The sequence below is a fragment of the Nonomuraea harbinensis genome (genome assembly GCF_019396385.1).
Classification (GTDB): domain Bacteria; phylum Actinomycetota; class Actinomycetes; order Streptosporangiales; family Streptosporangiaceae; genus Nonomuraea; species Nonomuraea ferruginea.
Map to the genome: position 1 here is coordinate 135,456 of NZ_JAHKRN010000017.1, position 18,360 is coordinate 153,815.

Below are 18,360 nucleotides of genomic sequence, written 5' to 3' on the forward strand. Positions count from 1 at the left end.
CTCTGCCGCAAATAGCGGGTAAGGTCGCTTTCCAGAACTCGATGTCTGAAACCCCTTTTTGCTGAAGTTTCTCGTACGGAAGTCGTAGACTTTAGAGTGATCCGCCCCCGACTACGGTGTGCGGAGCAGTACTAATCCCGTGACTTTTGATTGATCAATAAGCGTAAGTTGTTGGGGAATGCGCGTCATCACCTTCGAAGAACCGGGCCAGGTCTCCGTCAGCCTGGAACCGCCCGCCGAGCTCGTCCCGGGCAGCGTACGCGTCCGTACGATGTACTCAGGTGTCTCCGCGGGCACCGAGCTCACCGCCTACCGCGGCACCAACCCCTATCTGAACCGCAGGTGGGATGTCGAGCGACGCCTCTTCCTCGATGGGCGGACGCACGCCTACCCGCTGACCGGCTGGGGCTACCAGGAGGTCGGCGAGGTGGTGGAGGCGGCGCCCGACGTCGCTGAGCCCGCCGTCGGCAGCGTCGTCTGGGGCATCTGGGGCCACCGCGCCGAGGCCGTCGTGCCGGCCGCCCGGCTGGCCGGTCACGTCCTGCCGCCCGGCGCGACCCCGCTGCACGCGGTCTTCGCCCGGGTCGGCGCGATCGCGCTCAACGCCGTGCACGCCGCCGACATCCACCTCGGCGACCAGGTCGCCGTCTTCGGACAGGGTGTCATCGGCCTGCTCGCCACCCGGCTGGCCGTGCTCAGCGGGGCCCGCGTGGTGGCGGCCGACGCCATCCCGGCCCGCCTGGAGCTGGCCAGGCAGTACGGCGCGGCCGAGACGTTCGACGTGAACGCGGGCTCGGTCGCCGAGTTCATCCGCAAGCGGATCGAGGGCGCCGACACCGCGATCGAGCTCAGCGGCAGCCACCTCGGCCTCCAGGAGGCCATCCGCACCGTGCGGCGGGGCGGCCGGGTCGTCGCCGCCGGCTTCTACCAGGGCGACGGGCTCGGGCTCCGGCTGGGCGAGGAGTTCCACCACAACCAGGTGCAGCTGATCTCCTCCCAGATCGGCGGCGTCGCCTCCTGGCTGTCCCACCGCTGGGACGTCGAAAGGCTCCAGCGGACGTTCATGGAGGTCGTGCACCGGGGCGAGCTCGACGTCAGCGGCCTGGTCACCCATCTGGTGCCCGTGGACGAGGCGCCCGCGGCCTTCGACCTGATCGACAAGCACCAGTCCGAGGTGCTCCAGCTCGTCTTCACCTTCGAGGAGTCACAGTGAAGCTCGCCGCCCAGGAGCAGCTCCTGCCGGGCCGGTCCCTGCAGGAGAAGTTCGCGTTCGCCGTCGAATCCGGGTTCGACGCCATCGAGCTCCGGGGCAAGGGCGACTTCCACTTCGCGGGCCGCCTCACCGAGCTGAAGCGCGCGCTCGCCGACGGCGTGGTCATGCCGACCGTGTGCGTCGACATGCCGCACTTCATCGGCGACTTCGACCCGGCCAAGCGCAAGGACGCCATCCAGCAGCTGCGCTCCCAGCTGTCGGTCATCGGCGAGCTGGGCGGCGTCGGCGTCATGACCCCCGCCTCCTGGGGCCAGTTCTCCCTCCGGCTGCCCCCGTTCACGCCCCCGCGCAGCGCGGCCGACGACCGCGAGGTGCTCGCCGAGGCGCTGGGCATCCTGGGCGAGCACGCGCAGCGCAACGGCGTGCTGATCATGCTGGAGCCCCTCAACCGGTACGAGAACCACATGGTCAACACCCTGGCCGAGGCCGTCTCGTACTGCGCCATGGACTCGATCAGGGTCGTCGGCGACACGTACCACATGAACATCGAGGAGGACGACCCCTGCCGCTCCCTGGTGGAGGCCGCCCCCTACCTCGCGCACATGCAGATCAGCGAGTCCAACCGCAACCAGCCGGGCACCGGTCACCTCGACTGGGGCGCCCAGCTGGCCGCCCTCGACGCTGTCGGCTACGACGGCTACCTCGCGCTCGAATGCCGCCTGCGCGGCGAGCCCGAGATCGTCCTCCCCCAGACAGCGGCCTTCATCAGGAAGTTCCTATGATCCTCCGCGACGCGCTGCGCGTCCTGATCGACAACTGGGACGGCAGCCACACCGTCCCCTCCCGCACGCTCTACCCCCACCAGTGGAGCTGGGACTCCGCCTTCATCGCCATCGGCCACGCCCGCTGGTCGCCCCGCCGGGCCAGGACCGAGCTGCTCAGCCTGTTCGGCGCCCAGTGGCACGACGGCAGGGTGCCGCACATCGTGTTCAACCCGGCGGTGCCCGAAGGCGCCTACTTCCCCGGTCCCGGGTTCTGGGACGCGCGCTCCCCGTCCGGCTGGACCACCTCCGGCATCGTGCAGCCGCCCGTGCACGCGCTGGCCGCCTGGCGGGTCCACCTGGCCGAGCCCGACCCCGCCTTCCTCGCCAGGATCTACCCCAGGCTGGTGGCGCAGCAGGAGTTCCTGCGCGCGCAGCGGCGCGGGCCCGACGGGCTCGTCTCGATCGTGCACCCCTGGGAGTCGGGCATGGACAACAGCCCGTCCTGGGACCTGCCGCTGACCGCGGTGGAGCCGGTGCCCAACGGCGTGGCCCGCCGCGACCTGTGCCACATCGACCCGGCCGAGCGGCCCACGGACCGCGACTACGAGCGCTACATCGCGCTCGCCCGCGCCTACCGCGACACCGGCTACAGCCGCGCGTGCGCCTTCCAGGTCGAGGACCCGCTGTTCAACGCCGCGTACGGGATCGCCGAGTCGACCCTGGCCGAGATCGCGCGGGTGATCGGCCGGGATCCCGCGCCGCACCACGCCGAGGTCGAGGCGGTCACCGCCGCCATGGTCGAGCACCTCTACCAGGACGGCCTGTTCCACTCCCGTGACGCCATCACCGGCTGCCTGATCCGCTCCGGCAGCGCCGCCGGTCTGGTGCCGCTCATCCTGCCGGGCCTGCCCCGCGACGTCGCGAACGCGCTGATCGGCACCGGCCTGGACCTGTTCGGCCTCAAGGACGGCGTGCTGCCGAGCTACTCCCCGGCCGCCCCCGAGTTCGACCCGGTGCGCTACTGGCGCGGCCCGAGCTGGATCAACGTGTCGTGGCTGGTCTGGCAAGGGCTCAAGGCCCGCCGCCCCGACCTGGCCGGCGCGCTGGCCGACGGCATGATCGGCGCGGTGGGCCGGTCCGGCTTCCGCGAGTACTTCCACCCCTTCACGCTGGAGGGGCACGGCTCCGGCGACTTCAGCTGGTCAGCCGCTCTGATCGTCGACGTGATCGCTGAGCACGGCCTGGAGGGCGTGCCGCTCACGGCTCGCGAGCTGGGCCATCAGGCGGGGGCCCTCGTCGAAGCCGACCACGTCGGTGATCAGGTGCCGGCGTAGCAGCTCGCCGCGGCCCGCGAGCAGGACGACGCTCTCGTACGAGAGCCGCTCCCGGTCCCAGGCGTGCGCCAGGCCGCGCGGCACCCGCCCGATCTGCGCGCAGCGCAGCGACAACCCGTTGTGGTGGAACTCCTCGCCGAGCCGCACCTCCTGGGCGCCGTCGGTGTAGAAGGCCAGGTCGACGGCCACCCCCTGGGGCCGCAGCAGCTTCAGCGCCAGGGCCAGCGCCCTGGCCCGGCCGCGGCACTGGAAGACCACGTCGGCGCCCCGGTCGTCGGGACCGTGGCGCCAGCGCCGCTTCAGCTCGACCGCCGGATCGGCGTCGGCGGCCAGCGTGTCGGCGCCCAGCGCGGCGGCGACCGCCAGCCGGTCAGGCGTCTCGTCCACGACCACCACCTCCGCGGCCCCGTACGAGATCGCGAACGACGCGGTCAGCAGCCCGACCACGCCCGCGCCCACCACCGCGACCCGCCGCCCGCGCACCCCGTCGCCGAGATGGTGGACGTCCTGGCCGTACAGGTCGGCGGCGGCGTGCAGCAGCCCGTTGGCGCAGATGGGGCCCATGTGGGCGACGTAGATGCCGAGCATCGGGTCGAGCTCTCCGGGCAGCGGCACGAACCGGTCGCGCATCGGGTCGGCGACGTAAGCGCTGCGGTGCCCGTACGCCATGGCCACCAGCGCGCCCTCGGCCACCGCCCGGGTGCGGGTCTCGACCACCCGGCCGACCTGCATGTAGCCGATCCCGCGCACCGGGTAGGCGATCGACGGCGTGCCCTCCAGGAACAGGCCGAGGCCGCGGTCCCAGGTCGAGGTCAGGTAGGGGTTGTCGCCCTTGACGTAGGTGAGCTCGGTGCCGGCCGACACGCCGCTGTGGACGGTCTCCACCAGGAACCCGCCGTCGGGCACGTCGCCGAGCTTCTCCTCGACCAGCGTCACTTCACCGGGCGCCTCGATGCTGAGGACGGTCGCGACGTCATGCATCGAGCATCACCGGCTTCCGTTCGCGTGCGGACCGCGCCAGCGCCAGAGCCAGCCGGTGGGTCTTGAGCGCCTCCCGGTACGGGACGCGCACGTCGGCCTCCTTACCCTGGACGGCGTCGACGAACGCGCGATCCACCGCCACTTTGGCCTCGCCGCCGTCCCGCAGCCGCTGCTCGCCGTCGACGACCAGCTCGGTCTCGCTCAGCTCCAGCGCGATGCCCTCGGCGTGCACCTCCAGCCCCGCCCGGTGCTTGCGGTCCAGCAGGCAGCAGGTGGCCAGCAGCCCCGTGGCGCCGGCGGCGAAGCTCATGACGGCGGCGGTGGCCCGGTCCACCTCGCCGTCCACGGCGTTCCCGGCGGGCACCGCGTGCACCATCGTCACCTCGCCCACGAGCAGCCGCGCCAGGTCCAGCACGTGGACGGCCTGCTCGACGGTCTGACCGCCGGACCTGCCCGGATCGAGCCACCAGGCGACCGGCGGCACCTTGTCCAGCCAGTGACCCAGCGCGAGCCGTACCGGCCGATCGGCCAGCAGGTCCCGGGCGCGGTCGAGGATGTCCAGGTAGCGCCAGTGGTGGCCGACGGCGGAGGGCAGCCCGCGCCGGTCGATCTCGTCCGCGATCGACTCCGCGGTGGCCAGGTCGAGCGAGAGCGGCTTCTCCACGAAGATCGGGAGATCGCAGGCCAGGATGTCACGCTCGGGGTCACCGTGCGCGAAGGGAGGCACGCACACGTACACGGCATCCAGCCCGCCCGCGCTCAGCAGGTCCGCATGGTCGCCATAGGCGGGGGAGCCGTGCTTGGAGGCCAGCGCCGCGGCTCTGCGAGGATCGGTATCGGCGATCCCGGCGATCGTCACGTCGGGGAAACCTGATAGGACGTCGGCATGACGGGCGGCGACATTGCCGGCCCCTACGATGCCCACACGGATGGCGGGAGACATAACCCGGCATATCCCACGCCCTCCAGAAAACAAACAAATACGTTCGAAGAGTCATCAAGGGGGCAGTTGTCGCCGACCTGACCTCCAAAGATCGGGGTTGACTGCATGAAATCAGATCTGGAGGCCTTGACGAGGGTCCGGGAATGGTACGGACTCCACTCCAGCACGGCCGCCGACTGGCCGGTCGACTCTCTCCTGCTGGCCAAGGGAGCCACCACGGTGAGCGTGGTGCTGCCGGCCCACAACGAGGAGTCGACGGTGGGCGACATCGTCACCGCGATCCGCCGCGACCTGGTGGAACGGGCTCCGCTCGTGGACGAGATCGTCGTGGTCGACTCCCTGTCCACCGACGCGACCGCCTCCAGGGCGGCCGCGGCGGGCGCCCGGGTCGTCGCCCAGGAAGCGGTGCTCTCCCACCTTCCGCCGCTGACCGGGAAGGGCGAGGCGCTGTGGAAGGGGCTGGCCGCCACGACCGGGGACATCGTCGTGTTCGTGGACGCGGACCTGCGCGACTTCGGCTCGCACTTCGTCTCCGGCCTGCTCGGGCCGCTGCTGCTGGACCGTGACATCCAGTTCGTCAAGGGCTCGTACGAACGCCCGTACACGGGCGCGGACGGGGTGGCCCACCGCGGCGGCGGCGGGCGCGTGACCGAACTCGTGGCCCGCCCGCTGCTCAACATGTTCTGGCCGGAGCTGTCCGGCTTCGCCCAGCCGCTCGGCGGCGAGTACGCGGCCCGCCGCGAGGTGCTGGAGCAGGTCCCCTTCGTCACCGAGTACGGCGTCGAGTTCGGGCTGCTGGTGGACCTCCTGCAGCTCGCCGGCCTGGACGCGATGGCCCAGGTGGACCTGGGCGTGCGGGTCCACACCCACCAGTCGGTGGCCGCGCTCGGCCGGATGGCCGGGCAGATCATGCTGACCGCCTGGTCCCGTCTGGAACGCCAGGGCCGCCTCGTCTCCCCGGAGTCGCCCGCCCACACGCTGTTGCAGTTCGGCCTGGATGGGCAGGCGGACCTGGTGGACGTGGGCGTGGCCGAGCGGCCGCCCCTGGCCACTCTCGTCTTAGAGGAGGACGTGGCTTGAACATCCTGCTGAACGCCGGGCCCTGGCTCCCCGTACCGCCTCCTGGATACGGCGGCATCGAGAACGTCGTCGCCACCCTGATCCCCGAGCTGCGCGCTCGGGGGGTGCGGGTGGTGCTGGCCTCGGTGGGGACGAGCGCCATCGAGGTGGACGAGCTGATCAGCGTCTACGCCGACGGCCAGTTCCCCCACCTGCAGAAGCCGTACAACCAGGTCATGGGCATCGCCCACGCCCACCAGGCGCGCGTGGCCGAGGAGCTGCGCCGCCGCGACGACATCGACCTCGTCCACGACCACCTCGAAGTGGTCGGCCCCGGCGTGCTGGCGGCGCTGGACGGCCCGCCCGTCCTGCACACCCTGCACTGGGACCTGCACAAGCACGCCGCCTTCTATGACTCCTTCCCTCACAAGATCGCCGTCAACGGCGTCTCCCACTCCCAGCTCGCCCGCGCCCCCGAGGCGCTGCGCCGGGCCGCGCTGGGGGCCGTGCACCTGGCCACCCCGCTCGCGGGCACCGGCCTGCGGGTCGAGCGGGGCGAGCACCTGGTGGTCATGGGCCGCGTGTGCGGGCTCAAGGGCCAGCACGTGGCCGCCCGCATCTGTCAGAAGCTCGGCCTGCCGCTGACGCTGGCCGGCCCGGTGAGCGGCCTCGACACGCCCGCCGAGCTGGAGGCCGTCGCCCAGGACCCGTCCCACCCGCTCTACGGCCACCCCGACGTGCGCTACCTCGTCGACCACGTCTCCACCTACCTCGACGGCGACCGCGCCACCTGGATCGGCTCGGTCGGCGGCGAGGACCGCGACCGGCTCTACGCCTCCGCCCGCGCCTCGTTGTTCCCCATCCAGTGGGACGAGCCGGGCGGCACCGCCGTCGTCGAGGCGCTGGCCCTGGGCGTGCCGCCGGTCGGCCTGCGCCGCGGCTGCCTGCCGGAGATCATCGACCACGGCCGCACCGGCTTCCTCGCCGACACCGAGGAGGAGCTCGCGGAGTGGATACTCCGGGTGGACGAGATCGACCCGGAGGAGTGCCGCCGCGAGGCCGCCCGCCGCTTCTCACCGGCCGTCATGGCGGAGCGCTACCTGGAGCTGTACGAGCGGGCGATCAGGAGAAGCCCCGTGGCAGCACGGTGACCGGGACCGGGGCGGCGCGCAGCATCTTCATCGCCAGCTCGCCCAGGAACACCCGGTGCGGCTGGGCGTCCTCGCTCGCCGCGCAGATCAGCAGCTCGCCCGGGAGCCACGTGGCGGTCTCCATCGCGGCCGCCACGTCGTGGCCCTCGGCGACGTCGGCCTCCGCCTCGATCCCCGCGGTCTCCCAGGCCAGGCGCACGGCCAGCGCCAGGTCGTCGCGGATGCGCTCAGGATCGTCGGTGCGCAGGTCGAAGGTGATCAGCCGCAGCGGCACGCCCAGCCGCAGCGCCGCCTGCGACATCCGCGCCACCGCCTCGTCACACTGCGGCCGGTGCACGTACGCGAGCGTGAGCCGGGACAGCTCGCCGGTCGGCGCGAAGCCGGACGGCGCCACCATCACCGCCTCCGGCGACAGGTGGAGCAGGTGGTCGCCGGTGCTGCCGAGGGCGATGCGGCCGTGCTGCCCGCCGGCCGCCGACCCGACCACGATCAGGTCGGCCTTGATCCGGCTGGCCAGCACCCCCAGCCCGCGGCCGGCGCCCCGGCTCTCGAACGCCATGTACTCCGACGGGACGTCCTCCAGCGCCACGCCCGCCTCCGCCAGGTTGGCCTGGGCCTCCACCGCCCGCCCCGGGCTGCCGGGCGGGTAGATCGAGGCCACCGTGAGCTCGCCGCCGGTGACCCGCGTGATGGCCGCGCCGAGGGCCAGCGCCTCCCGCCCGCCCGCGTCGTGGGTGTAGCCGACGATCACGTGCTCTCCGATCACGAAAGCGTCTTTACCCGCGTCGAGCAGGGAATACGCCGTCATTGCAAAGCGTTGCATAACAACGGAGGCGAAAGGAATTGAAGATCACTCTTGACACCAAGTTCATGGGTTCGTCCGGCATGATCACCCTGCGTGACGCCGTCGGGCAGCTTAAGGCCCAGGACCTCGCCTGTACGGTCGCGGGCGACAAGGTAGGGGCGAAGGCGCGGATGTTCGCCGAATGCGTCGAGCGCGGTTTCACGCCGCTCCGCAGCGAGATCATGGCCGCCTGCTACGTGGCCGAGCGCGACGCCGTCACCGAGTCCTTCGAGCGCGGCCTCATCACCCGGGGCGAGCTGGAGCAGACCCAGCTGGCGCTGTCGAGGCGCTTCCTCGGCTCCACCTGATCTTCCTCCTTTCTGACGGCACATCGCGGTGCCATCTCCTCGTAAAGTCGTGTCCATCACCTGTTAATGGATTGGACACGTGTGTATCGCGACATCGTCGACTTCGCACTCACCACGCCGGCCTGGCTGCACACCCTGGCCGAGGTCGGCACCGACGCCGGCCTGTTCATCTTCGCCGCGCTGTTCGTCGTGTGCTGGTGGCGCGCCCGCCACGCTCCCGCGCGCGACCTGGCGATCGCCATCGCCGGACCGGCCGGGATCGTGGGCGCGTACGTGATCAGCGAGGTGCTGAAGCTCCTCGTCAGGGAGGACCGGCCGTGCCGGGGCGGCGTCGTGACGATCGCCGCCTGCCCGCCGGCGGCGGACTGGTCGTTCCCCAGCAACCACTCGGTGATCGCCGCCGGGGCCGCCGGAACCCTCATGCTGGCCTGGCGCGCGCTCGGCTGGGTGGTGGTGCCCCTGGCCGTCGTGATGGCGTTCTCCCGGGTGTTCGTCGGCGTGCACTACCCGCACGACGTGATCGCCGGGTTCGTGCTCGGCCTGGCCCTCGCGCCGCTGCTGGCCCTGCTGATGGTCGGCGCCGTCACCCCGGTGGTCCGCCTGGCCCGGGCACGCCTGTCCGCCGTAGGTTGATCGCATGGAACTGGTGACGGTCGAGGACATCCGGGCGGCCGCCGGGCGGATCGAGCCGGTCGTCGTCCGCACCCCGCTGGTGCCGGTCGGAGACCTCCTGGTCAAGTCCGAGAGCCTGCAACGGGTCGGCTCGTTCAAGATCCGCGGCGCCTACAACGCGGTGGCCCATCTGCGCCCCGCCGGGGTCGTCACCCACTCATCGGGCAACCACGGCCAGGCCCTCGCCTACGCGGCGGCGAGCTTCGGGGTGCCCTGCGTGGTCGTGGTGCCCGAGGGCACGCCCCGCGTCAAGACCGACGCCATCCGCCGCCACGGCGCCGAGCTCGTCGTGGTGCCGCCCGACCGGCGCCTGGCCGCCGCCGCCGAGGTGGCCGCCGGGCGCGGCCTCACGCTGGTGCCGCCGTACGACCATCCGGATGTGATCGCCGGGCAGGGCACGATCGGGCTGGAGATCCTGGCCGACCTGCCCGACGTCGAGGTGGTCGCGGTGCCGGTCAGCGGGGGAGGGCTCGTCTCCGGCATCGCCGCCGCCGTCAAGGCGCTGCGCCCCCGCGCCGCCGTGATCGGCGTCGAGCCCGAACTGGCCGCCGACGCCGCCGAGAGCCTGGCCGCCGGTCGGCTCATCACCTGGGAGCCCGCCCGGACGTTCCGCACGAGCGCCGACGGCCTTCGCGCCGAGCTGTCGGAGCTGACCTTCGCCCACCTGCGCGCGCACGTCGACGCGGTCGTCACCGTCACCGAGGACGAGATCCGCGCCGCCATGCGCCACCTGGCCACCGCCGGACGCCTGGTGGCCGAGCCGAGCGGCGCCGTCGCCACGGCCGCCCGCCTGTCGGGCAAGCTGCCGCGCGGGCTGACGGTGGCGGTGCTGTCGGGCGGCAACGTCGACCCCGCCCTGCTGCGCGAGGTGTTTCAGACCGCCGACCAGGAGTGACGGCTGAGGAAGCCCCGCTCGCCCGTCGCGTACTCGTGGAAGGCGCGCCGCACCTCCTCCAGCTCCGCCACCTCGGCGCGCACCATCGCGCCCTCCTTGTACTCCAGCTCGTAGCCGGGGGAGACCTGGATGAAGTGGTGGCCGAAGGTCACCAGCGCCACGAACGGGTTCTGTGGCGACATGGTGCCGAGCACGTCGTGCACCAGCCCCAGATCGGGATCGTGCACGATGAGCCCGTCGCCGGTGTGGAGCTGCATGCCCTGGTAGACCCCGAGCGGCGCCACGTTGTGGACGAGGTCGCGCTGCGGGTCGTAACACACCAGCCCGTACGCGCGCGCGACCTCGAACACCTGGGCCGACATCTCGTCCATGGTCTCCAGGTCCATCGTCACCAGCACGTGGTCCCCGTAGACGGTGACGGTGCCCGGCAGCTCCTTGGCGACCTCCGGCAGCTCCCTCTGAACGGGCTCGCCCTTGCGGACCTCCAGATAGGCGGCCCGTGCCTGGTCCCTGGAGACGGGCACGGGCGCGTCCCACACCATCAACTCAACGCTCACCCGTCCATCTTGTCGGACCAAGGCCGCACTTGATGGGGTACCAGCTGGAACCGAGCCGAAACCGCGCCCTGACGCAGCCCGCCCGGCGTGGCGTCGCTACGTGGTGGCGGCCGGCTTCTCCGTCTCGGGCACCAGCTGGATCGTGCAGTGCATGCACCGGCGGGCCTCGATCGGGATCTCGCCCAGGCACTCCGGGCACTCCTTCGTGGTGGCCGCCTTGTCGCGGTCGAACAGGGTGACGAGCCGCGTCATCGGCAGCACGACCAGCCAGTAGACCACCGCCGCGATGATCAGGAAGGTGATCAGGTGGTTGAGGAAGTCGCCGTACTTGAACTCGCTGCCGTTGACGGTGAACGAGTACTGCGCGAAGTCCGGCTGGCGCCCCCCGGTGACGGCGCCGATCAGCGGCGTGATCAGGTCGCGGACGAGGGCCTGCACGAGCCCGCTGAAGGTCGCGCCGACGATGACGGCCACCGCCAGCTCGACGATGTTGCCGCGCAGCAGGAATTTTCTGAAACCAGCCATAGCAGGCAACCGTATGTAGGCGGCCAAGCACAGGTCAACACAGGGTTTCAGACGGCGTCGAAGCGTCCGGCTTTGACCGCGTCCCGGAACTCTTCCCACTCCTCGCGATCGAAGCCGTCCACGGGCGTGGGATCCGGACCCGTACGAGAGGGCTTCGGCCCGCGGTTCCCCGTGAACCGTCCAGCCGGGCGGCTCACCGCTCGCCCGTACGAGGTGATCGGAGCGGAACGAGGGGAAGGTACTGGTCGCGTCAGAGGGAAACGAGGCCGGGCTTGTCCGGTAGGGCGGGGGAACGGAACATGGGAGGGACCGGGAGGAAGCCTCGATGATCGAAATCTGGCCGGGAGATCCTTACCCGCTCGGGGCGACCTATGACGGCGCCGGCACCAACTTCTCGCTCTACACCGAGGTCGCGGATGCCGTGGAGCTGTGCCTGTTCGACGAGGACAACCGCGAGGAGCGGGTGAAGCTCACCGAGGTCGACGGCTTCATCTGGCACGGCTACCTGCCGGGCATCGGGCCCGGCCAGCGCTACGGCTACCGGGTGCACGGTCCGTACGACCCGGCGCACGGGCTGCGCTGCAATCCGAACAAGCTGCTGCTCGACCCGTACGCGATGGCGATCGAGGGCGGGGTGACCTGGCACGAGGCGGCGTACGGTTACCGGTTCGGGCATCCCGACACCCGCAACGACCTCGATTCGGCGCCGTACGTGCCGCGCTCGATCGTCGTCAACCCGTTCTTCGGCTGGGGTCACGACCGGCCGCCGGCGACCCCGTACCACGACACGGTGATCTACGAGGCGCACGTGCGGGGGCTGACCATCAGCCATCCGAAGATCCCCGCGCGGGTGCGCGGCACCTACGCCGCGCTCGGCCATCCGGTGATCACCGACCATCTGACGAAGCTGGGCGTCACGGCGCTGGAGCTGATGCCGGTCCACCAGTTCGTCACCGACCACGTACTGGAGCAGCGCGGGCTGTCCAACTACTGGGGCTACAACTCGATCGGCTTCTTCGCGCCGCACAACCGCTACTCCAGCACCGGGCAGCGGGGCCAGCAGGTGCTGGAGTTCAAGGCCATGGTGAAGGCACTGCACGAAGCCGGCATCGAGGTCATCCTGGACGTCGTCTACAACCACACGGCCGAGGGCAACCACCTGGGGCCGACGCTGGGCTTCCGCGGCATCGACAACCCCAACTACTACCGGCTGGTCGACAACGACAAGCGCTACTACATGGACACCACCGGCACCGGCAACAGCCTGCTCATGCGCTCGCCGCACGTGCTGCAGATGATCATGGATTCGCTGCGTTACTGGGTCATCGAGATGCACGTCGACGGGTTCCGGTTCGACCTGGCCTCGACGCTGGCCCGGGAGCTGCACGAGGTCGACCGGCTGAGCGCGTTCTTCGACCTGGTGCAGCAGGACCCGGTGCTGTCGCAGGTCAAGCTCATCGCCGAGCCGTGGGACGTCGGGCCCGGCGGCTACCAGGTGGGCAACTTCCCGTCGCGGTGGACCGAGTGGAACGGCCGCTACCGCGACACCATCCGCGACCTGTGGCGCGGCCAGCCGGCCACGATGCCGGAGTTCGCCTCCCGCTTCACCGGGTCGAGCGACCTCTACCAGGCCGACACCCGCCGCCCCGCCGCCTCGATCAACTTCGTCACCTGCCACGACGGCTTCACGCTGCGGGACCTCGTCTCGTACGACCACAAGCACAACGAGGCCAACAAGGAGGGCAACCGCGACGGCACCGACGACAACCGGTCCTGGAACTGCGGCGCGGAGGGCCCGGCGGGCTGGGCCATCGAGTCCCTGCGCGAGCAGCAGAAGCGCAACTTCCTGACCACGCTGTTCCTGTCGCAGGGCGTGCCGATGCTGTCGCACGGCGACGAGCTGGGCCGCACCCAGCAGGGCAACAACAACGGCTACTGCCAGGACAACGAGCTGACCTGGGTCGACTGGTCGGACGTGCGGGAGAACTGGCTGCTGCTGGAGTTCACCCAGAGCCTGGCGGCGCTGCGCAAGAAGCATCCGGTCTTCCGCCGCAGGCGGTTCTTCTACGGCAAGCCCGTACGGGGGCTCAGCGACATCGCCTGGCTGACCCCGTCGGGCGAGGAGATGACCGACAGCGACTGGAACGTCGGCTACGCCAAGTCGCTGGCCGTCTTCCTCAACGGCGAGGCCATCACCGAGCCCGACCGGCGCGGCCGGCCCATCAGGGACGACTCGTTCCTGCTGCTGTTCAACGCGCACCACGACACCATCCGCTTCACGATCCCCAAGGACTACGGCGAGATGTGGCAGACCGAGATAGACACCGCGATGCCGATCAGATTGGACGTGCGCATGTGCCGCGCCGGGGAGGGCGTGGCGGTGCCGGGGCGGAGTGTGCGGGTGCTGCGCCGTGTCTGATTCCCTGACCAGGCCCGTCTCGACCTACCGGCTGCAGCTGACCCCCGACTTCGGCTTCGCCCAGGTGGCGGAGATCGCGGGCTATCTGCGCGACCTCGGGGTCAGCCACGTCTACCTGTCGCCGATCCTCCAGGCGACGCCCGGCTCCCTGCACGGCTACGACGTCACCGACCACTCCAGGATCCGCGAGGAGTTCGGCGGCGCGAAGGGCTTCCGCGAGATGGCCGAGCAGCTCGCGGCGCACGATCTCGGCGTCGTGCTCGACCTGGTGCCCAACCACATGAACACCAGGAACGCCGCGTTCTGGTCGGTGCTGAAGGACGGTCCGGAGTCCCCGTACGCGCGCTGGTTCGACATCGAGTGGGAGGACGGCAAGGTCGCGCTGCCCGTGCTCGGCGACGACACCGAGCCGGTCGTCGACGGCGACGTGCTGCGCTACCACGAGCACGAGTTCCCCTATCCGGGCCACTACCGGCTGGTCGACTGGCGGGAGGGGCCCGGATACCGGCGCTTCTTCGACGTGTCCACCCTGATCGGGCTGCGGGCCGAGGACCCGGAGGTGTTCTTCGCCACCCACGAGGTGATCTTCTGGCTGCTCGACGAAGGGCTGGCCGACGGGCTGCGGGTCGATCACCCCGACGGCCTCGCCGACCCCCGGGGCTATCTGGAACGGCTGCGCGCCAGGTCCGGCGGCACCTGGACGGTCGTGGAGAAGATCCTCATCGGGGAGGAGCGGCTGCCCGCCGACTGGGCGTGCGACGGCACCACCGGCTACGAGACGCTCAACCGGGTCACCGGCCTGTTCGTCGACCCCGGTGGCAAGCGGCCGCTGGTCGAGCTGTTCACCCGGCTGACCGGCGAGCCCGCCGACTACCGGCAGGTCATGACCCTGGCCAAGCAGGAGGTCGTCGACCTGTTCTTCGGCGCCGAGGTGAGCCGGCTGGCCCGCGCCGCCTCCTGCGACCCGGCGGCGGTCGCCGAGCTGCTCGCCGCCATGCCGGTCTACCGGGCGTACGTGGTGCCGGGCGAGCCGCCGCCCGCCGTGTCGGTCGAGATCGTCGAGGGGGCGGCCGCGGTCTGCTCCTCCGCCGTCCACCCGCTCGTCGAGCAGGTCCTGCACGGGCCGCCCGAGGTGATCACCCGGTTCCAGCAGGCCTGCGGTCCCGTCATGGCCAAGGGCGTCGAGGACACCGCGCTCTACCGGTGGTTCCCGCTGTCGTGCCTGAACGAGGTCGGATGGGAGCCGGACCACTTCGGCGTGCCGGTCGAGGAGTTCCACGACTACTGCGCGGCCATGCCGCCGCACACCATGACCACGCTGTCCACCCACGACACCAAGCGCTCGGAGGACGTGCGGGCCCGGCTCTCGGTGCTGTCGGAGCTGCCCGAGGAGTGGGAGAAGGCGGTGTCGGAGTGGTCGGCGCAGGTCGCCTTCGACCGCCGGCTCGACTACCTGGCCTGGCAGAACCTCATGGCCGCCTGGCCGATCTCGGCCGGCCGGTTCACCGACTACCTGCTGAAGGCGGCGCGCGAGGCCAAGACCGCGATCTCGTGGGTGCGCCCCGACCCGGACTACGAGCGGGGGCTGCGCGCGTTCGCCGAGGCGGCCGTGCGGCTGCCGGTCGGCGAGTTCACCGAGCGGATCGACCGCTACGCGATGGCGAACTCGCTCGGGGCCAAGCTCGTGCAGCTCATGATGCCCGGCGTGCCCGACGTCTACCAGGGCAACGAGACGACCGACTTCTCCCTGGTCGACCCCGACAACCGGCGGCCCGTCACATATCCGCGCACCCCCGCCTCCGCCTGGGACGCCGCCAAGCTACGGGTCACCACCCAGGGGCTGCGCCTGCGCCGGCGCGTCGGCCCCGCCGCACCGTACACGCCGCTGCGCGCGGACGGCGCGGCGGCGGAGCACGTGATCGCGTTCGCCCGAGGCGGCGACGACCCCACCGGGACCGGTGTCGGCGCGCGGGCCGTCGCCGTCGTCACCCGGCTGCCCGTCGGCCTGGAGCGGCGCGGCGGCTGGGGCGGCACCACGCTGTCGCTGCCGCCGGGCACCTGGCGCGACCTGTTCGGCGGCGGCGTGCACACCGGCCGGGTCCCCCTGGCCCACCTGCTCGGTTCCCTTCCCGTCGCACTCCTGGAGCGAAATGATCTTTGACGTGTGGGCCCCCAACGCCACGGCCGTCGAGGTCCTGGTCCTGGGCGAGCGGCGCGGGCTGTCCGCCGGGACGGACGGCTGGTGGTCGCTCGACGTGCCGGACGCCGTGCACGGCACCAGCTACGCGTTCGTGATCGACGGCGACGGCCCTTACCCCGACCCCCGCTCCCGCCGGCAGCCCGAGGGCGTCTTCGGGCCCAGCGCCGTGTACGACCACGCCCGCTACACCTGGTCCGACCACGACTGGAAGGGTCGCGACCTGCGCGGCGGGGTGATCTACGAGCTGCACATCGGCACGTTCACCCCCGAGGGCACGTTCCAGGCCGCCGCCGGCAGGCTGGACCATCTCGTCGAGCTGTGCGTCGACTTCGTGGAGATCATGCCGGTCGCGCCGGTGCCCGGCACCCGCAACTGGGGCTACGACGGGGTCGACCTGTACGCGGTGAACGAGACCTACGGCGGGCCCGACGGGCTCAAGACCTTCGTCGACGCCTGCCACCGGGCCGGCATCGGCGTCATCCTCGACGTGGTCTACAACCACCTGGGGCCGTCGGGCAACTTCCTGCACCCGTTCGGCCCGTACTTCGGCGGGTTCGAGGGGAGCTACTGGGGCGAGGCGGTCAACCTGGACGGGCCCGGCTCCGACGTGGTGCGCCGCTACTTCATCGAGAACGCGTTGCAGTGGCTGCGCGACTACCACGTCGACGGCCTGCGGCTGGACGCCGTGCACGCGCTGCACGACAGGCGCGCCACCCACCTGCTGGCCGAGCTGGCCGAGGAGGTGGACGCGCTGTCGTGCGCGACCGGCCGGCCGCTGACGCTGATCGCCGAGTCCGACCTGAACGACCCGCGCATGGTGCGTTCCCTGGACGCGGGCGGCCTGGGCATGACCGCCCAGTGGAACGACGACGTGCACCACGCGCTGCACACCGCGGTGAGCGGCGAGACCCACGGCTACTACGCGGACTTCGCCGGGCTGTCCGCCCTGGCGAAGGTGTTCACCGACGGCGTCCTGCACGACGGCGGCTACTCCAGCTTCCGCCGCCGCTCCCACGGCCGGCCCTACACCGGCGTCCCCGGCCACCGGCTGGTCGCCTGCCTGCAGAACCACGACCAGATCGGCAACCGGCCGATGGGCGACCGGCTGCCGATGCCCGCGCTCAAGCTCGGCGCGGGCCTGCTGCTGACCTCGCCGTTCACGCCGATGCTGTTCATGGGGGAGGAGTGGGGGGCGGGGACGCCTTTCCTGTTCTTCTCCGACCACGCCGAGCCCCACCTGCGCGAGAGCGAGGGCGGGCGCAGGGAGAAGGAGTTCGAGGGCTTCGGCTACACATGGGAGGCGCCCGACCCGTCGGCGGAGGAGACGTTCCTGAGCTGCAAGCTCGACTGGCAGGAGCTGAAGGACGAGGCGCACTGGTCGCTGCTGTGCTGGTACCGCGACCTGATCGCGCTGCGCAAGGCGCTGCCCGAGCTGACCGACCCGCGCCTCGACCGGGTCAGGGTGGAGACCGATCCGGCGGGGAAGTGGCTGGTCGTGTGGCGGGGCGAGGTGTGCGTGAGCGTGAACTTCAGCACGGACACGGTCACGGTGCCGGTGCCGCTGGGCGGGCTGCTGCTGTCGTCGGACGAACCGGTGGCGGAGGACGGGCAGGGGGTACGGCTCCCGGGCCAGTCCCTGGTGGTCCACCGCCCCTCCTCCTGAGCGTCCGCCGTCCACAGGCGGTGGGTCCCGCACCGGGTCATCCACAGAACGTGATTCGTGCCCGCGCGCCCCGGCGCGCTCCGCCGATCCTGGGGGCCCGACCACCGGAGGCCCTCGTGAAGATCGTCCTGCCCCTGCCCGTCACCCTGACGTCCCTGTTCGTCGTCACGCTCACCGGCGGCGCCTTCGAGCCCTGGCACCTGACCGGCCCCCACAGGAAGGCCGCCATGGCCGCGCTCGGCTCCCGCCGCCTGCGGCTCACCCACCACCCCACCCCGTGGAAACCCGCCGCCGTCGCCCTCACCCCCGGCGAGCGCCGCCTGCTGCGCCGCTCCAGACAGCACCTCACCGTCTCCTCGGCCGCGCCGCCCCACGACCAACCGGCCGCCGTCCAGGCCGCCAGGGCCGTCGCCCGCGCCCTCGCCCAGGCGTACGGCGGCATCCTGGCCGACCCGCTGACCGGCGCCGTCCTGCCCGCCCACGACCCGGAGCCCACCGCCTTCCACCTGGCCGACGGCTGGCTCGGCTGGGACGTCCAGGTCCACGACGCCGCCACCTGCTCGCCGTGGGACCCCGCGGGCATCGGCGCCTGCGACGGCCTCATGGTCACCTCCCGCGGGCTGCGCAGGTTCGGCCTCCCGGAGATCACCCTCGACGGCGCGGCCTGCGCCCACACCCTGTGCGCCACCAACCTCCTGCGTACGGTGGCCGCCCGCCTGGTCGCCGGCCACCTCGCCTTCGCCGCCGCCCACCCCGGGGCCCGCCGCCGCGCCATCGACGACCACCTCCCCCTCCCGCCCGCCCCCCTCGGTGTCCGCCTCACCCCCTGCGC

16 protein-coding genes and 1 pseudogene are annotated in these 18,360 nt (G+C 71.5%); 12 read left to right on the forward strand and 5 right to left on the reverse strand.

The genetic code is table 11. The features are described 5' to 3' along the window. Positions 1 to 178 precede the first annotated feature (178 nt). From KME79_RS19625 to KME79_RS47435, 3 genes and pseudogenes are all read left to right on the forward strand, one after another. A complete protein-coding gene (locus tag KME79_RS19625; protein WP_219545673.1) occupies positions 179 to 1,213 on the forward strand; it encodes a zinc-binding dehydrogenase in 1,035 nt (344 codons plus the stop codon). Further along, the gene (locus tag KME79_RS19630; RefSeq protein ID WP_219545674.1) at positions 1,210 to 1,995 is read left to right on the forward strand and encodes a sugar phosphate isomerase/epimerase family protein; all 786 of its coding nucleotides are present in this window, start codon (positions 1,210 to 1,212) and stop codon (positions 1,993 to 1,995) included. The genes KME79_RS19625 and KME79_RS19630 overlap by 4 nt, the downstream gene beginning before the upstream one ends. Next, a pseudogene (locus tag KME79_RS47435) lies at positions 1,992 to 3,170 on the forward strand (MGH1-like glycoside hydrolase domain-containing protein); the annotation flags it as partial. The gene KME79_RS19630 and the pseudogene KME79_RS47435, both read left to right, overlap by 4 nt. A 9-nt stretch (positions 3,171 to 3,179) precedes the next feature. Here KME79_RS47435 and KME79_RS19635 read toward each other — a convergent pair. After that, positions 3,180 to 4,292 (reverse strand): zinc-binding dehydrogenase, encoded by a 1,113-nt coding sequence (locus KME79_RS19635; RefSeq protein ID WP_219545675.1) that lies wholly within the window; start codon positions 4,290 to 4,292, stop codon positions 3,180 to 3,182. Beyond that, positions 4,285 to 5,235 carry a Gfo/Idh/MocA family protein gene (locus tag KME79_RS19640; RefSeq protein ID WP_246640094.1) on the reverse strand — a complete coding sequence of 317 codons (951 nt, stop codon included), beginning with the start codon at positions 5,233 to 5,235 and terminating at the stop codon, positions 4,285 to 4,287. Before KME79_RS19640 ends, KME79_RS19635 begins: the two co-directional genes overlap by 8 nt. A 105-nt stretch (positions 5,236 to 5,340) precedes the next feature. On the opposite strand from KME79_RS19640, the gene KME79_RS19645 reads away from it, so the two are divergent. After that, on the forward strand, positions 5,341 to 6,315 hold the full coding sequence (locus KME79_RS19645; RefSeq protein ID WP_219545677.1) for a glucosyl-3-phosphoglycerate synthase: 975 nt from the start codon (positions 5,341 to 5,343) through the stop codon (positions 6,313 to 6,315). Continuing rightward, positions 6,312 to 7,445, forward strand: coding sequence for a glycosyltransferase (locus KME79_RS19650; RefSeq protein ID WP_219545678.1), 1,134 nt, complete (start codon positions 6,312 to 6,314; stop codon positions 7,443 to 7,445). Before KME79_RS19645 ends, KME79_RS19650 begins: the two co-directional genes overlap by 4 nt. Here the strand turns inward: KME79_RS19650 and KME79_RS19655 are convergent. Then, entirely contained in the window at positions 7,417 to 8,211 is a 795-nt protein-coding gene (locus KME79_RS19655; RefSeq protein WP_261808810.1) for a universal stress protein, read from the reverse strand. The genes KME79_RS19650 and KME79_RS19655 overlap by 29 nt on opposite strands. A 77-nt stretch (positions 8,212 to 8,288) precedes the next feature. Here KME79_RS19655 and KME79_RS19660 point away from each other — a divergent pair, with 77 nt between their 5' ends. The 3 genes from KME79_RS19660 to KME79_RS19670 all read left to right on the forward strand — a co-directional run bounded on the left by KME79_RS19660 (position 8,289) and on the right by KME79_RS19670 (position 10,164). After that, positions 8,289 to 8,597 carry a hypothetical protein gene (locus KME79_RS19660; protein WP_219545679.1) on the forward strand — a complete coding sequence of 103 codons (309 nt, stop codon included), beginning with the start codon at positions 8,289 to 8,291 and terminating at the stop codon, positions 8,595 to 8,597. Positions 8,598 to 8,678: 81 nt separating this feature from the next. Next, positions 8,679 to 9,230 carry a phosphatase PAP2 family protein gene (locus tag KME79_RS19665; protein ID WP_219545680.1) on the forward strand — a complete coding sequence of 184 codons (552 nt, stop codon included), beginning with the start codon at positions 8,679 to 8,681 and terminating at the stop codon, positions 9,228 to 9,230. Between the two features lie 4 nt (positions 9,231 to 9,234). Then, positions 9,235 to 10,164 (forward strand): threonine ammonia-lyase, encoded by a 930-nt coding sequence (locus KME79_RS19670; protein ID WP_219545681.1) that lies wholly within the window; start codon positions 9,235 to 9,237, stop codon positions 10,162 to 10,164. On the opposite strand, the gene KME79_RS19675 is transcribed toward KME79_RS19670, so the two are convergent. Continuing rightward, entirely contained in the window at positions 10,143 to 10,721 is a 579-nt protein-coding gene (locus KME79_RS19675) for a hypothetical protein (RefSeq protein WP_261808809.1), read from the reverse strand. The two genes, KME79_RS19670 and KME79_RS19675, sit on opposite strands and share 22 nt — an antisense overlap. Positions 10,722 to 10,817: 96 nt before the next feature. Further along, complete coding sequence (mscL, locus tag KME79_RS19680; RefSeq protein WP_148033954.1) at positions 10,818 to 11,246, reverse strand: large conductance mechanosensitive channel protein MscL; 429 nt, start codon at positions 11,244 to 11,246, stop codon at positions 10,818 to 10,820. Positions 11,247 to 11,571: 325 nt separating this feature from the next. Between mscL and glgX the strand changes: the two genes are divergently transcribed. The 4 genes from glgX to KME79_RS19700 all read left to right on the forward strand — a co-directional run. Continuing rightward, complete coding sequence (gene glgX / locus KME79_RS19685) at positions 11,572 to 13,665, forward strand: glycogen debranching protein GlgX (protein ID WP_148033950.1); 2,094 nt, start codon at positions 11,572 to 11,574, stop codon at positions 13,663 to 13,665. Further along, positions 13,658 to 15,826, forward strand: a complete 2,169-nt coding sequence (treY, locus tag KME79_RS19690; protein WP_219545682.1) for a malto-oligosyltrehalose synthase — start codon at positions 13,658 to 13,660, stop codon at positions 15,824 to 15,826. The genes glgX and treY overlap by 8 nt, the downstream gene beginning before the upstream one ends. Beyond that, positions 15,816 to 17,528, forward strand: coding sequence for a malto-oligosyltrehalose trehalohydrolase (gene treZ / locus KME79_RS19695; protein WP_219545683.1), 1,713 nt, complete (start codon positions 15,816 to 15,818; stop codon positions 17,526 to 17,528). The genes treY and treZ overlap by 11 nt, the downstream gene beginning before the upstream one ends. 116 nt (positions 17,529 to 17,644) lie before the next feature. Further along, positions 17,645 to 18,360 (forward strand): hypothetical protein (locus tag KME79_RS19700; protein ID WP_219545684.1); only part of this gene is annotated, 716 nt, incomplete at its 3' end.